A 13866-nucleotide genomic window follows, 5' to 3' on the forward strand; every position below is an offset into this window, starting at 1 on the left:
CGACCTGCGGGGAACGCCGCCCGCCCGGCCCGACGGGCCGCTGGTCCTCGCGGTCGACGCGGGGAACAGCAAGACCGACGTGGCCGTGATCGGGGCGGACGGATCCGTCCTCGGGACGGCCCGCGGGGGCGGTTTCCAGCCGCCGGTGGTCGGGATCGAGGCGGCGTTCGACGCGCTCCAGGAGATCGTCGTCGCGGCGTCGGCGGCGGCCGGGCTCACCGGCCCTCCGTACGTACGGCACGTCTCGGCCTGCCTCGCCAACGCCGACCTGCCGGTGGAGGAGCGCGAGCTGGCCGACGCGGTGCGGGCGCGGGGCTGGGGCGCGACGACGGAGGTACGCAACGACACGTTCGCGATCCTGCGGGCCGGGATCGACGAGCCGCGGGGTGTCGCGGTGGTGTGCGGCGCGGGCATCAACTGCGTGGGCATGACGCCGGACGGCCGCACCGCGCGCTTCCCTGCGCTCGGCCGGATCTCCGGCGACTGGGGCGGCGGCAGCGGGCTCGCGGAGGAGGCGATGTGGTTCGCGGCGCGGGCCGAGGACGGGCGGGGCGAGCCGACGGAGCTGGCGCACACCCTCCCCGGCCACTTCGGCCTGCCGTCGGTGTACGCGCTGATCGAGGCGCTGCACCTGGGGCGGATCGCCCTGGAGCGCCGGCACGAGATGACACCGGTCCTCTTCGCCACCTCGGCCGCCGGTGACCGGATCGCCCGCTCGCTGGTGCACCGGCTGGCCGAGGAGGTCGTCGCCCTGGCGACGGTCGCGCTCGGCAGGCTGGGGCTGCTCGGCGAGGAGGTGCCCGTGCTCCTCGGGGGGAGTGTGCTGGCGGCCCGTCATCCGGACCTGGACGGCCGGATCGCCGAACTGCTCACCGCGCGGGCCCCGAAGGCGGATGTCCGGGTGGTGACCGCCCCACCGGTCCTCGGCGCGGCCCTGCTCGGCCTGGACGCGGTCGCGGCGCCGGCGGAGATCCGGGCGGCGCTGCGGGCGCACTACGCCGGGGGATGAGGCAGGGGGATGGGGCAGGGCGCGGCGGCGAGTCCGGGCGCGGGGGGCGCTCGGCCGGCTTCGCACCCCGTGACGCGCGCGATCGGGGTGCCCGTAAGGGAACCGATCGGGGTCGAGCGGCGTATTGAGAGTGGGGGTCGTGACGGGGGGTCATGGGCGTCAAGGCACGATAGGAACAAGATCGCGCCATTCCTGATGTGCTGGGCGGCCCCTGCGGCCATACTGCTGGCCGGGTAGTCGTCTTCCGAACAGCCGGGGGGCGGGCCGACGTCAGCGACCGAGGGGGAGGTCAAGTGACATGCCCGCCGAATGCGCACACCGCGTCGGCGCCGCCGCAGGCACACGTGCCCGCGCAGCCCGGCCGGCCGCCCGCGTCCGCGCCGCCGTCCGTTCCGCCGCCGGCCCCGCCCGTGGCGCCGCCCACGATGCGCGGGGCCTGGTCCGTGGGCAGGGACCGGGTGCTCGCCGCGGCGACGACGGAGCCGGGCCGGCTGCAGATCCTCGGCGCCGTCCTGGCCGCGCTCGTCGTGGTGTTCGGCGCCGTCACCGCCTTCGAGATCTCCGACCGGGCGGCTGCCGCCGACGACGTGGTGAGCCGCAGCCAGCCGCTGAGCGCCGACGCCGCGAGGATCTACCGCTCGCTCGCCGACGCCGACACGGCCGCCGCCAGCGGCTTCCTCGCGGGCACGCAGGAGCCCGCGGATGTGCACAAGCGCTATGTGGACGACATTTCGACGGCGTCCCGGCTGCTGGTCAAGGCGGCGACGAACACGGACGGTTCGACCGAGTCCGGCCGCCAGATCGCCACGCTCAACGAGCTGCTCCCCCGCTACACCGGCCTGATCGAGCGGGCCCGCGCCGCCAATCGGCAGGGGCTGCCGCTCGGCGGCGCCTATCTGCGCTACGCCAACCAGCAGATGACCACCCAGCTGCTGCCGGCCGCCGAGCGGCTCTACGACGCCGAGACCGCCCGGCTCTACGAGGACGACGAGTCCGCGCGCACCTGGCCGTTCGTCTCGCTCGGGGCCGGGGTGGTCGCGCTCGCCGTACTGGTCTGGGCGCAGCGCCGCACCTATCGGCGGACGAACCGGGTGTTCAACCACGGGCTGCTCACGGCGACCGCCGCGTCCACCGTCGTACTGCTGTGGCTCGCTGTGGGGCACACGGTCGCCCGGGCCGACCTGAACGACGCCAGGGAGCACGGACAGAGCTCCCTCCAAGTGCTCAACACCGCGCGGATCAACTCCCTGAAGGCGCGGGCCAACGAGAACCTGACGCTGGTGGCCCGCGGCGCGGTGCTCACCGACGACGGCAAGAACGACAAGTACGAGACCGACTTCACCGCCGGCATGGGCAAGCTGGACGCCGCCCTCGCCCGGGCCCGGGAGCTCGCCGACGACGACGCCGGGCGCGAGCCGCTGGCGGACGCGGCGGACCGGGTCGCCGAGTGGAAGAAGCGGCACGCGGGCGCGCGTTCCACGGACAACGCAGGTGACTACGACGGCGCGCTGGTCCAGGTGATCGGCGCGAAGGGGTCCACCGGTCAGTCCTTCGACCAGGTCGACGCGGCGCTGGGGAAGGCACTCGACCACGAGCAGGACGAGTTCACCCGATCCGCCGAGGACGGCCTCGGCGCGCTGACCGGACTCCCGCTCGGCGCGGCCGTGTTGGCCGTGCTGGGCGCGGCAGGGGCCATCATGGGCATCAATCGCAGGCTGTCGGAGTACCGGTGAGAGGGGGAGAGATGACCACCGACGACATGGACGTCCACGACGGGACCGGCGACCGTACGCGCCGCCCGGCCGGGGGCGGGGCTCGGGGCCGGCGGCCGTGGCGTGCCCGCCCGCTGCCGGGACGACTGCGCGGCTGGGGCGGCGTCGCCGCGATGGCCGCCGCGTGCGGGGTGACCGCCGCGCTCACCCTGCTGCCGCTGACGCACTCCGCCCCGGGCTCCCCCACGTACTCCGGCACCGGGCTCGGCACCGGCGTGCCCGCGCGCGCCGACACCTGCACCGATCCGGAGGCCTCGCTGACCCCGTCCACCGCGGACGGGGCGGCCATCGCCGCGATCAAGGCACGCGGCAAGCTGATCGTCGGCGTCGACCAGAACAGCTACCGCTGGGGCTACCGCAACCCGACCACGCGGACGCTGGAGGGCTTCGACATCGATCTGGCCCGGGCCATCGCCACGGACATCCTCGGCAGCCCGGACAAGATCATCTTCCGTGCCATTCCCACCAACCAGCGGATCGCCGCCCTGGAGGGCGAGAAGGTCGATCTGATCGTGCGCACGATGACGATCAACTGCAAGCGGATCAAGCAGGTCGCCTTCTCCACCGCGTACTTCCAGGTGGGCCAACAGGTGCTCGCCCCCACGAACTCGACCATCACCGGCTACGACTCCTCCCTGTCGGGCAAGCGGATCTGCTCGGCGGAGGGCTCGACGGCGTACGAGGCGCTGGAGAAGAACTCGTTCGGGGCCACCTTCAAGGACGACGGCGACGGCACCAAGGCCGACCTCGACCTGTTCACCGTGCCGAACCAGCTGGACTGTCTGGTCAGGCTGCAGGAGGGCCTGGTGGACGCGGTGGTCACGGACAACGCGCTGGCGGCCGGGCAGGCCGCCCAGGACCCCGCCGTCCAGCTGAAGGGGACCCCGTTCACCACCGAGTACTACGGCGTCGCCGCCAAGCTCGGCAAGGACGATCTGGTCCGCCGGGTCAACCAGGTCCTCGTGAAGTACCGGCAGGGCGCCTGGACGGCGGCGTACGACAAGTGGCTGAAGGCGGACCTGCCCGGGATAGCCGGACCACCCGCACCCAAGTACAGGACCGGCTGACGGACCTTTTCGACCCAGGCAGCATGACGGTGACGGCAAGAGCGGAGAGGTGATCGATGGGCGTCACGGGACCCCCCGGGCCGGTGATGGACCGGGACGAGGTGGACCGTGCGCTGGCGCGGCTCGACGCGGAGCACAAGGCGATCGAGGACTCGCTCCTCGCGCTGCAGGACCACGCCGGGCGCAGGCTCCTCGAAGGGGCCGAGCTGACCGGTGTCACCAAGGACCGCTGGGCCACCACCGAACAGACCATCACCCTGCTCTGGTCGTACTTCGACGCGTACACCGACGCGCTGACCGGGACCCGTGAGCTGCGGGCGCGGCGGCGCTGGCCGAACCGCGAGGACCTGGTCGAGCTGACCGAGCGGCTGCGCGGCGAGTCCGTCGTGGTCTCCGGCACCGCCGCGCGTCCGGCGCCCTCGATCACCGGGCCCGCCCGGCTCTCCGAGCGGTTCACGCTGGAGCGGCTGGTGAGCCGGATGAACGAGCTGTACGCGTCCTCGCTGGACATGGTGGTGACCGCCGACGCGGTCTGGTCCGCGCTGCCGGCCCGGATAGACCTGCTCGCCGCCGAGCTCGGGCGCACCCGCTCGCTCGCGCACTCCGTCGGCGTCCGGCCCGGGGAGCACCCGGCCGGCGACGACCTGGAGTCGATCACCCATGAACTGACCACCCTGCGCGCGCAGGTGGTGACCGACCCGCTCGCGTTCTGGCGGCCCGCTATGGGCAGTTCGGCGCCGGGCGGCGGACGCCCGGACACCGACCGCTACGACCGCGCGGCCCGCGCCCTGGAGGACGTGCGACGGGAGATCGAGGCGGTCCTCGCCGTGCGGCAGGACTCCGAGGACCGGCTGCTGCGCCTGCGGGACGTGCTCTCCCGGGCGGACCGGACCCTCGCCGAGGCCCGCTCGGCGCGCGGCGAGGTGCTGGCGAAGATCGCCGCGTCCGAGGTGCCCGCCGTGAGCGGCCCGTCGACGGCCCTGCAGGAGCGGCTCGCCACTGCGGCCGAGTACCGCAGACACGCCCAGTGGCACCGGCTCTCCCCGCTCCTGGACTCCCTGGAGCGCGAGGCCGAGGAGGAACTGCTGCGCGCCCGTGAGTCGCTGACGGCGGTCACGGCGCCGCTGGCGGTCCGTGCCGAGCTGCGCGGCCGCCTCGACGCGTACAAGGCGAAGGTGGCCCGGCACGGCATGGCGGAGGATCCGCTGCTGATCGAGCGGTACGACGCGGCGCGCCGGATGCTGTGGAGCGCGCCGTGCGATCTGCGCGTCGCCGAACAGGCGGTGCTGCGGTTCCAGCAGGCGGCCGCGGAGGTCCTTTCGGGACCGAGGGACACCCGGGCCGGCGACGGCGGGTCCGGTGACGGTTGGGGGAGTCAGTGAGCACATGTCAGCGCCCCGCGTGCGAGGGCTCGTACGAGGACATGGGCGGCGGCGAGATGTACTGCGACACCTGCGGCCTCGCCCCGGTCGTCGCGCCGGGCGGCATGATCAGCTCGCCGCCCACCGGGATGACCGTCGGCGGCAAGGGCAGCAACAGCAGCTCGGCGCGCAGCGGTTCCCACGCGTCCTCGGGTGCCTCGTCGCGTTCCTCGACGTCGCGCTCGTCGCGCTCGTCCACGTCGCGGCGCTCGGTCTCCGGTCGGCTCTCGCGCTCGCTCTCGGGGTCGGTGTCCTCCCGGTCCGTCTCGGTGCGCAGCACCGGCTCCGCCACCGGTCAGTCGGGCCGGGGCAGGCTGGGTGCCGGGCTCGTCTCCGTACCGGAGGTGCCGCGTCCCGACCCGCACTCGGCGGTGATGGCCAACCCGGAGGTCCCCGAGCGGAAGCGTTTCTGCTCGCGTTCGGACTGCGGGGCCCCGGTGGGACGCGCGCGCGGGGACCGGCCCGGCCGTACGGAAGGGTTCTGCACCAAGTGCGGCCACCCGTACTCCTTCGTGCCGAAGCTGCGGTCCGGCGACATCGTGCACGGGCAGTACGAGGTCGCGGGCTGTCTGGCGCACGGCGGTCTCGGCTGGATCTATCTCGCGATCGACCGGGCCGTCGCCGACCGGTGGGTGGTCCTCAAGGGCCTTCTCGACACCGGCGACCAGGACGCCATGGCGGCGGCGATCTCGGAACGGCGTTTCCTCGCCGAGATCGAGCACTCCAACATCGTCCGCATCTACAACTTCGTGGAACACCTCGACCAGCGCACCGGCTCGCTCGACGGCTACATCGTCATGGAGTACGTCGGCGGGAAGTCGCTCAAGGAGATCGCCAACGAGCGCCGCGACCCGTCCGGCAAGCGGGACCCGCTGCCGGTCGAACAGGCCTGCGCGTACGGGATCGAGGCGCTGGAGGCGCTCGGGCACCTGCACAGCCGGAACCTGCTCTACTGCGACTTCAAGGTCGACAACGCGATCCAGAGCCAGGACGAGCTCAAGCTGATCGACATGGGCGCGGTGCGCAGGGTCGACGACGACGAGTCCGCGATCTACGGCACGGTCGGCTACCAGGCCCCCGAGGTGGCGGAGGTCGGCCCGTCGGTCGCCTCCGACCTGTACACGGTGGCGCGGACGCTGGCGGTCCTGACCTTCGACTTCCAGGGCTACACGAACGTGTTCGTGGACTCCCTGCCGGACCCGGAGCACATCGAGGTCTTCCGGACCTACGAGTCCTTCTACCGGCTCCTGGTACGCGCCACGGACCCGGACCCGGCACGCAGGTTCGCCTCCGCGCAGGAGATGGCCGAGCAGCTGACGGGTGTGCTGCGGGAGGTCGTCGCGCTTCAGACGGGCCGGCCGAGGCCGGCGCTGTCGACGCTGTTCGGCGCGGAGCTGCGGGTGACGGACACGGAGCTGTTCGCGGAACTGACGGGCGAGGTCTCCGCGCTCGGCGCGCGGACGACACCGGCGGGCCGGGGCCTGTTCGGCCGGACGCGGGCCGCGGCGGGTGCGGGCGCACCGGGATCCGTGGACGTGGGCGGTCCGGGCGCGGCCGGCCTGCCGGGCGCGGCGGGTGCTGGGGCCGGTTACGGCGGGGTGGCACCGGGTCTTCCCGGTACCGGCCCGGGGCCGGCCGGCACGGGCGCGGGTGGCGTCGCCGTGTCACCCCGCCCGGGCGGTTACGGCCCGGTCGGCGCCCCCGGGTTGCCGGGCGCGGCCGGGCCGGGAAACCCCGGGCTCCCTGGCACGACCGGCCCCGGGGCCGGGACGTACGGCACACCGCCGGCCGGACCGCTGCTCGCCGCGATCGACGCGCGGGCGACCTCGCTCGCACTGCCCGTTCCGCACGTCGACCCGAACGACCCCAACGCGGGGTTCCTCGCCGGTCTCATGGCCGCCGCGCCCTCCGAGCTGATCACCGCCCTGCAGTCGGCGCCCGCCGACTCCCTGGAGCGCCGGCTCCGGGAGCTGCGCGCCCGGCTCGAGATGGACGAACTGGCCACCGCGGCCGAGGCCCTGGCCGCCCTGGAGGCCAGGCATCCGGACGACTGGCGGGTCGTCTGGTACCGCGGCGTCGCCTCCCTCGCGACCGGCGACAACGAGAGCGCCGCGCTCTCCTTCGACGCGGTCTACGACGCCTTCCCCGGTGAGCCGGCCCCCAAGCTGGCCCTCGGCGTCTGCGCGGAGGTCCTCGGCCAGCTGGACAACGCGGCCGAGTACTACCGCCTCGTCTGGGCGACCGACCCGAGCTATGTGAGCGCCGCGTTCGGGCTGGCCCGCGTGCAGTTGGCCGCCGGGGACCGGATCGGAGCCGTACGCACCCTGGAGTCCGTACCGGAGGCGTCCATCCACTACACGGCGGCGCGGGTCGCCGCCGTCCGTGCCCGGCTGCGCCGGCGCGCGCCGCACGAGCCGCTGATCGACGATCTGACGGCCGCTGCCGCACAGGTGACCGCCCTGCGGGCGTTCGGCCTGGACGCGGTACGCCGGGAGCAGTTGTCGACGGAGGTACTGGGGACGGCGCTGGACTGGGTACTCTCCGGTAGTCCCGGAGCACGGCCCGCACAGACTCCGCTGCTCGGCAGTGAGCTGGACGAGCGCGGCCTGCGCTTCGGCCTTGAACGCTCGTACCGGGTGCTCGCCCGGCTCGCTCAGCGCGGCGAGGAGAGGATCGAACTGGTGGAGCGGGCCAACCGTTTCCGCCCCCGGACGTGGGTGTGAGTGATGTCCCAGATGGACCAGCTGTCTGCCCGGTCGACCTGCCCCAACTGCGAGGAGCCGTTGGAGTCGGGTGACCTGTTCTGCGGGGCGTGCGGGTTCGACCTGTCGGCCGCGCCCGTGTCGGGGCAGGACCGCCCGACCGTCGTGATCGGGACCCCGCCGCCCACGCCCCCGGCGGCCCCGCCCGTCTCCCCGGCTTCACCGGCGGAGTGGCCCGAGGCGGCCGAACGGGGCAGTTCGGAGACCTCGGCGCCCACCCAGTCGCCGGGCGATCTGCCGGGTACCGACTCGGGCGGCCGGGACCTCCAGTCCGCGGTCCGGCACGACGACCCCGCCGCACCGGCGCCCGAGGGAGCCGACGGCGACTTCCCCCTCGCCGCCCCGGCACCGGCACCTGCCGCCGACCCCCGGAGCGCCGAGCACACCGCCGCCCCGACCGCGCCCGCGCCCGCCGGCGGCAAGCTCTGCGTCGCCTGCCGGGCCGGCCGGGTCGACACCGACGGCTACTGCGAGAACTGCGGCCACGCCCAGCCGCGCGAGCGCGACCACATGGAGCGGGAGCTCGACTCCGTCGCCGCCGTCAGCGACCGCGGTCTGCGCCACCACCGCAACGAGGACGCGTTCGCGGTGTCCTCCACCGCTCTGCCGGACGGTTCGCCGGCCGTGGTCGCGGTCGTCTGCGACGGCGTGTCCTCGGCGACCCGGCCGGACGAGGCGTCGGCCGCCGCCGCGAGCGCCGCCAACGAGTCGCTCCTGGCCGCCCTGCCCCGCGGCACCCACCCCCAGCAGGCGATGCACGAGGCGATCCTCGCCGCCGCCGAGGCGGTCAACACGCTGGCCGAGGACCCGGCCCAGGCCATGGAGCACGACCCGCACCGGCACCAGAACGCACCGGCGTGCACGATCGTGGCCTCGGTCGTCGCCGGCGGGCTGCTGATCGTCGGCTGGGTCGGCGACAGCCGCGCCTACTGGGTCCCCGACGACCGCTCCGCCCCCCCGGCCCGGCTCACCGAGGACGACTCCTGGGCCGCGCAGATGGTCGCGACGGGCCTGATGAACGAGGCGGAGGCGTACGCGGACGAACGGGCCCACGCCATCACGGGCTGGCTGGGAGCGGACGCGTACGAACTGGATCCGCACACCGCGGCCTTCAAACCGGACCGGTCCGGTGTCGTCGTCGTCTGCACGGACGGTCTGTGGAACTACGCCGAGGCCGCCGAGGAGATGGCCCGGGTGCTGCCGCCCGACGCCGCCGGCCGGCCGCTGGGCGCCGCGCAGGTGCTGGTGGGCCACGCGCTCGACGGGGGCGGCCACGACAACGTAACAGTGGCGCTGCTGCCGTTCGCCATGGAGCCGCAAGGGGCAGGATCGGCCTGAGCCGCCTGCAACGTCCTTGTCTTTTCTTTCTGTTGTACGGAGTACCAGGTACCGAGGAGCCGATCAGATGGCGAACTTCTCCAAGTCGAACGTGCCGCGATTCTCGGTGGACGTGTACCAGAACGAGTACCTGCCGGAGGGCGGGCGCGAGGTCAACGCGATCGTCACGGTCACCTCGACCGGCGGCGGCACGGTCGGCGGGCCGGCGCACGCGGGCTCCGGCGCCGCCGTGGTGATCATGGTGGACTGTTCCGGCTCGATGGAATATCCCCCGACCAAGATGCGCAACGCCCGGGACGCCACCGCCGCCGCGATCGACACCCTGCGCGACGGCGTCGCGTTCGCGGTGGTCGGGGGCACCCATCTGGCGAAGGAGGTCTATCCGGGCAACGGCCGGCTCGCCACCGCCGATCCGCAGACCCGGGCGCAGGCCAAGGAGGCGCTGCGCAAGCTGACCGGGGGCGGCGGAACGGCGATCGGCACCTGGCTGCGTCTCGCGGACCGGCTGCTGTCCACTTCCGACCCCGCCGCCATCCGGCACGGCATCCTGCTCACCGACGGCCGCAACGAGCACGAGTCGCCGGAGGACCTGCGGGCCGCCCTGGAGGCCTGCGCCGGGCGCTTCACCTGTGACGCGCGGGGCGTGGGGACCGACTGGGAGGTCAAGGAGGTCACCGGCATCGCGTCGGCACTGCTCGGCACGGCCGACATCGTCGCCGACCCGTCCGGCCTTGCGGCGGACTTCACGCGGATGATGGAGGACGCGATGGGCAAGGAGGTCGCGGATGTCTCGCTGCGGCTCTGGACGCCCGTCGGCGTGGAGATCAAGTTCGTGAAGCAGGTGGCGCCGACGGTCGAGGACCTGACCGGCCGGCGTACGGAGGCCGGCCCGCGGGCCGGTGACTATCCGACCGGTTCGTGGGGCGACGAGTCCCGCGACTACCACGTCTGCGTGCAGGTGCCCGAGGCGGGGATCGGGCAGGAGATGCTGGCGGCCAGGGTCTCGCTGATCCTTCCCGACCCGTCGGGGGCCGGCACCCCGCAGACGCTGTCGCAGGGGCTGGTGCGGGCGGTGTGGACGGAGGACATGGCCGCGTCCACCTCCATCAACCCTCAGGTGGCGCACTACACGGGCCAGGCGGAACTGGCGCAGGTCATCCAACAGGGCCTGGACGCCCGCAAGTCGGGCGACTTCCCCGACGCCACCGCGAAGCTCGGGCGCGCGGTGCAGCTCGCGGCCGCCTCGGGGAACGAGGACACCGCGAAACTCCTTTCGAAGGTGGTGGATGTCGTCGATGCGGCGACCGGTACTGTGCGACTGAAGGCGAAAGTCGCGGAAGCGGACGAGATGACTCTCGAGACGCGCTCGACCAAGACGGTGCGCGTCAAGAAGCAGTAGCGCGGCACACGCCTCACCAGCGGTAGAAGCAAGAAGAGCAGTACGCGGTACACAGCGACGACATGAGCAGCGACGGTCCGGCCGCCGGCCGGACAGCGAGAGGGGGATGCACCGACATGCCGACCTGCCCGAACGGACACCAGTCGGTTTCCGACGACTGGTGCGAGGTCTGCGGCCATCGCATGGCCGGGGCGGGTGCGCCTGCGGGTGCGGTTCCGCCGCCTCCCCCGCCTCCGCCCGCCTACGGCTATCCCGGACCCGGCGGCAACTTCGCCAGGCCTGGGGACCCCGACGCGACCGCGCAGGCGGAGCTCTGCCCGCAGTGCCGCACCCCGCGCGAGACCGGGGCGCCGTTCTGCGAGGAGTGCCGCTGGAACTTCCTCACCAATACGGCGACGTCGTACAACCCGCTGCCGTCGCACGGTCAGGGCCAGGGGCAGGGCGGCCCCGGCGGCCCGCTGCCCGGACTGAATCTGCCGCCGGGCTTCCAGCCCCAGCAGCAGGAGCCGTCGCGCCGGCCGGACCCGTTCGAGTACCAGAGCTCCCGTCCCTCGCAGATGAACCGGCCGGCCGAGCCGCTGTCGAACGACCCGTCGGGCCGTCCGGCGGAGCACGGACACCCGGGGCAGCCGGGTCAGCCCGGGCACCAGGGGCATCAGGGACAGCAAGCGCGTCAGGGGCAGCCGCAACAGGCGTTCCAGCAGGGGCCGCCGCCGGCGCCGTTCCTTCAGCAGCCGGGACCGCCCGCACCGCCGCAGCCCCCGGCGCCGTACCCCCAGCAGCCCCAGCAGCCCCAGCCGACGGGCGGTGGGGACGACTGGATGCTGCCGCCTCCGTCGCACCAGCAACACCAGCCGCACCAGCAGCCGCAACACCAGCAGCAGTCGCATCAGCAGAGCTCGCAGCACCAGCAGGCACCGCAGCAGCCGCAGTACCAGAACGCCCCCGCGGGCTGGACGGCCGTCGTGGGGCCCGACCGCGACTACTTCATGGCGATGATGCAGCGCAGCGGTCCCGAGGCCGCCGGGCTGAACCTCCCCGCGTACTCCCCCGAGCAGCATCTGCCGCTCTCCGGCGAACAGATCACCATCGGCCGCCGCCGGCACTCCACCGGCGAGTCCCCCGACATCGATCTGTCCGTGCCGCCGGAGGACCCGGGCGTCTCGCACCAGCACGCGGTCCTGATGCAGCAGCCCGACGGGTCGTGGGCGGTGGTGGACCAGAACTCCACCAACGGCACGACGATCAACGGCGGCGAGGACCCGATCCAGCCGTACGTGCCCCATCCGCTCCAGGAGGGCGACCGGGTCCACGTCGGCGCCTGGACGACGATCACGATCCGCCGCGGCTGACCACGCCCGGCGCCGTGCGCTCGGCGGTCAGCACCCGACGCCCGCCGGTCAGCACTCGGCGGTCCGCGCTCAGCGGTCGTAGTCGAAAGGGTGCTGGTCGGGCGGCGTCACCCCGAGGGGCCAGACATAGGGCCCCTCGGGATCGTCCAGCCACGCCCACTGCCGTCCACCGCTGACCGTGACGCCGAACCGGTCCCGCCGCGGCCGCCCCTCGCCCTGCCAGAGCGAGAGCGCCTCGTGCGGGTCGAGGCTCCCGGCCGTCAGGGTGAGCAGGAAGTGGAACAGCTCGTTCTCCGCCGCGCGACGGGGCATCCCCGCGAGCCTGCTCCTCGGGGCGGGCGGGGTCGCTCCGCGCAGCGGGACGAAATACGCCGGGCCGGGCAGGAAGCGCCCCTCGGCGTGCTCGGCGTCCCGTACCCGCAGCCGGATCAGACCGGTGGACAGCGGGGCGAGGATCCGTGCGCCGGGCCGGCACTGCCGCAGCCAGGAGGGCGGCACGGACGGCAGCGTGCAGGTCGCGATGATCCTGTCGAAGGGCGCCCGCGCGGGGCAGCCGCGCGCGCCGTCCCCGGTGACCACATGGGGGCGGTATCCGGCCGCCGCCAGGTGCGAGCGGGCCGATTCGGTGATCTCGGGTTCGAGGTCGACCGTCGTCACCCGCTCCTCGCCGAGCCGGTGGCACAGCAGGGCGGCGTTGTACCCGGTCCCGGCGCCGATCTCCAGGACGGTGTGCCCGTCCCGTACCTCCAGCGCGTCCAGCATCTCGGCCATGAGGGACGGCTGACTGCTGGAGGAGAGCAGCTCCCCGTCGCGCACGCGCGTGGCCAGCGGCTCGTCCCGGTAGGCGCCGCGCAGCCAGCGCTCCCGCCGCTGGGGCACCGGGTCCTCGCACCACAGCCGCTCGAAGCCGCCGGTGCCGCCCATGGAGATGCCGCTGACGAAGTAGTACGGGACGAAGAGGTGCCTCGGCACCTCTTCGAACGCGGCCCGCCAGGCGGGGTCCGGCAAGGCCCCGGCCTCCGCGATCTCCCGTACGAGTGCCCGCCGGGCTCGCGCCCCGGCCTCGGCGAACACGTCCACCTGTGCGCCCATGCCTCCACTCTCCTGCGTGGGGGCGGGCATGGCGAGTACGCCTCGACCTGACAGTCCCGGGCGGCGGTGGTCCTAGTCCCCCGGTCCTCGGCCGGTGCGTCTGAGACGATGGACGGGTGAACAAGATTCCGCGCGGCACGCTTCAGGAGCAGACCTTCTACGAGCAGGTCGGCGGCGAGGAGACCTTCCGTCGTCTCGTCCGCCGCTTCTACCAGGGCGTCGCGGAGGACCCGCTGCTGCGGCCCATGTACCCGGAGGAGGACCTGGGTCCGGCCGAGGAGCGGCTCGTCCTGTTCCTGATCCAGTACTGGGGCGGGCCCCGCACCTACAGCGACCACCGCGGTCACCCCCGGCTGCGGATGCGCCACGCGCCGTTCACGGTGGACCGGGCGGCCCATGACGCGTGGCTGACCCACATGCGGGAGGCCGTGGACGAGCTGGGGCTGTCTCCGGAGCACGAGGAGCAGCTCTGGAACTACCTCACCTACGCGGCCGCGTCGATGGTCAACACCGACGGCTGAGGCCGTCCCGCGGGGCCGGGGCGCGGAATGCGGTCCTCCGGCGCCGGATACGGTCACGATCGAGTCAAGGTCCCGGTGTAAGCGGTTTCCAGGGGCCGACGCCCTCTGAAAGCATCGATCGAAAGTTCGATGC

11 protein-coding genes are annotated in these 13866 nt (G+C 73.5%); 9 read left to right on the top strand and 2 right to left on the bottom strand.

Annotated elements, in window-relative coordinates; translation table 11 throughout:
- Positions 1-4 precede the first annotated feature (4 nt).
- The 4 genes from ACZ5VC_RS04400 to ACZ5VC_RS04415 all read left to right on the top strand — a co-directional run bounded on the left by ACZ5VC_RS04400 (position 5) and on the right by ACZ5VC_RS04415 (position 5230).
- Positions 5-1009, top strand: a complete 1005-nt coding sequence (locus tag ACZ5VC_RS04400; RefSeq protein WP_469118934.1) for an N-acetylglucosamine kinase — start codon at positions 5-7, stop codon at positions 1007-1009.
- Between the two features lie 293 nt (positions 1010-1302).
- Positions 1303-2742, top strand: a complete 1440-nt coding sequence (locus ACZ5VC_RS04405; protein WP_469118575.1) for a hypothetical protein — start codon at positions 1303-1305, stop codon at positions 2740-2742.
- 11 nt (positions 2743-2753) lie between these two features.
- Entirely contained in the window at positions 2754-3848 is a 1095-nt protein-coding gene (locus tag ACZ5VC_RS04410; protein WP_469118576.1) for a glutamate ABC transporter substrate-binding protein, read from the top strand.
- Positions 3849-3904: 56 nt separating this feature from the next.
- Entirely contained in the window at positions 3905-5230 is a 1326-nt protein-coding gene (locus tag ACZ5VC_RS04415) for a hypothetical protein (protein ID WP_469118577.1), read from the top strand.
- 7 nt (positions 5231-5237) lie between these two features.
- Here ACZ5VC_RS04415 and ACZ5VC_RS04420 read toward each other — a convergent pair whose 3' ends face one another.
- A complete protein-coding gene (locus ACZ5VC_RS04420; protein WP_469118578.1) occupies positions 5238-5549 on the bottom strand; it encodes a hypothetical protein in 312 nt (103 codons plus the stop codon).
- On the opposite strand from ACZ5VC_RS04420, the gene ACZ5VC_RS04425 reads away from it, so the two are divergent.
- The 4 genes from ACZ5VC_RS04425 (at position 5539) to ACZ5VC_RS04440 (ending at position 12120) form a co-directional block, all read left to right on the top strand.
- Entirely contained in the window at positions 5539-7992 is a 2454-nt protein-coding gene (locus ACZ5VC_RS04425; protein ID WP_469118579.1) for a tetratricopeptide repeat protein, read from the top strand. The two genes, ACZ5VC_RS04420 and ACZ5VC_RS04425, sit on opposite strands and share 11 nt — an antisense overlap.
- A gap of 3 nt (positions 7993-7995) precedes the next feature.
- The gene (locus ACZ5VC_RS04430; RefSeq protein ID WP_469118580.1) at positions 7996-9369 is read left to right on the top strand and encodes a protein phosphatase 2C domain-containing protein; all 1374 of its coding nucleotides are present in this window, start codon (positions 7996-7998) and stop codon (positions 9367-9369) included.
- A gap of 67 nt (positions 9370-9436) precedes the next feature.
- Positions 9437-10768, top strand: coding sequence for a vWA domain-containing protein (locus ACZ5VC_RS04435; protein WP_469118581.1), 1332 nt, complete (start codon positions 9437-9439; stop codon positions 10766-10768).
- A gap of 116 nt (positions 10769-10884) precedes the next feature.
- Entirely contained in the window at positions 10885-12120 is a 1236-nt protein-coding gene (locus ACZ5VC_RS04440; protein ID WP_469118582.1) for an FHA domain-containing protein, read from the top strand.
- A gap of 69 nt (positions 12121-12189) precedes the next feature.
- Here the strand turns inward: ACZ5VC_RS04440 and ACZ5VC_RS04445 are convergent, their stop codons facing one another.
- Positions 12190-13212 (bottom strand): methyltransferase domain-containing protein, encoded by a 1023-nt coding sequence (locus ACZ5VC_RS04445; protein WP_469118583.1) that lies wholly within the window; start codon positions 13210-13212, stop codon positions 12190-12192.
- A 116-nt stretch (positions 13213-13328) separates the two neighbouring features.
- Here ACZ5VC_RS04445 and ACZ5VC_RS04450 point away from each other — a divergent pair, with 116 nt between their 5' ends.
- Positions 13329-13733, top strand: a complete 405-nt coding sequence (locus ACZ5VC_RS04450; RefSeq protein WP_468706071.1) for a globin — start codon at positions 13329-13331, stop codon at positions 13731-13733.
- Positions 13734-13866 lie beyond the last annotated feature (133 nt).

It is taken from the genome of Streptomyces sp. NPDC033174, from assembly GCF_055577795.1.

Excerpts from the sequence above, each read along its gene's own strand:
- ACZ5VC_RS04410 (WP_469118576.1), top strand. The coding sequence starts at position 2,754 with ATGACCACCGACGACATGGACGTCCACGACGGGACCGGCGACCGTACG.
- ACZ5VC_RS04415 (WP_469118577.1), top strand. The coding sequence starts at position 3,905 with ATGGGCGTCACGGGACCCCCCGGGCCGGTGATGGACCGGGACGAGGTG.
- ACZ5VC_RS04430 (WP_469118580.1), top strand. The coding sequence starts at position 7,996 with ATGTCCCAGATGGACCAGCTGTCTGCCCGGTCGACCTGCCCCAACTGC.
- ACZ5VC_RS04435 (WP_469118581.1), top strand. The coding sequence starts at position 9,437 with ATGGCGAACTTCTCCAAGTCGAACGTGCCGCGATTCTCGGTGGACGTG.
- ACZ5VC_RS04440 (WP_469118582.1), top strand. The coding sequence starts at position 10,885 with ATGCCGACCTGCCCGAACGGACACCAGTCGGTTTCCGACGACTGGTGC.
- ACZ5VC_RS04445 (WP_469118583.1), bottom strand. The coding sequence starts at position 13,212 with ATGGGCGCACAGGTGGACGTGTTCGCCGAGGCCGGGGCGCGAGCCCGG.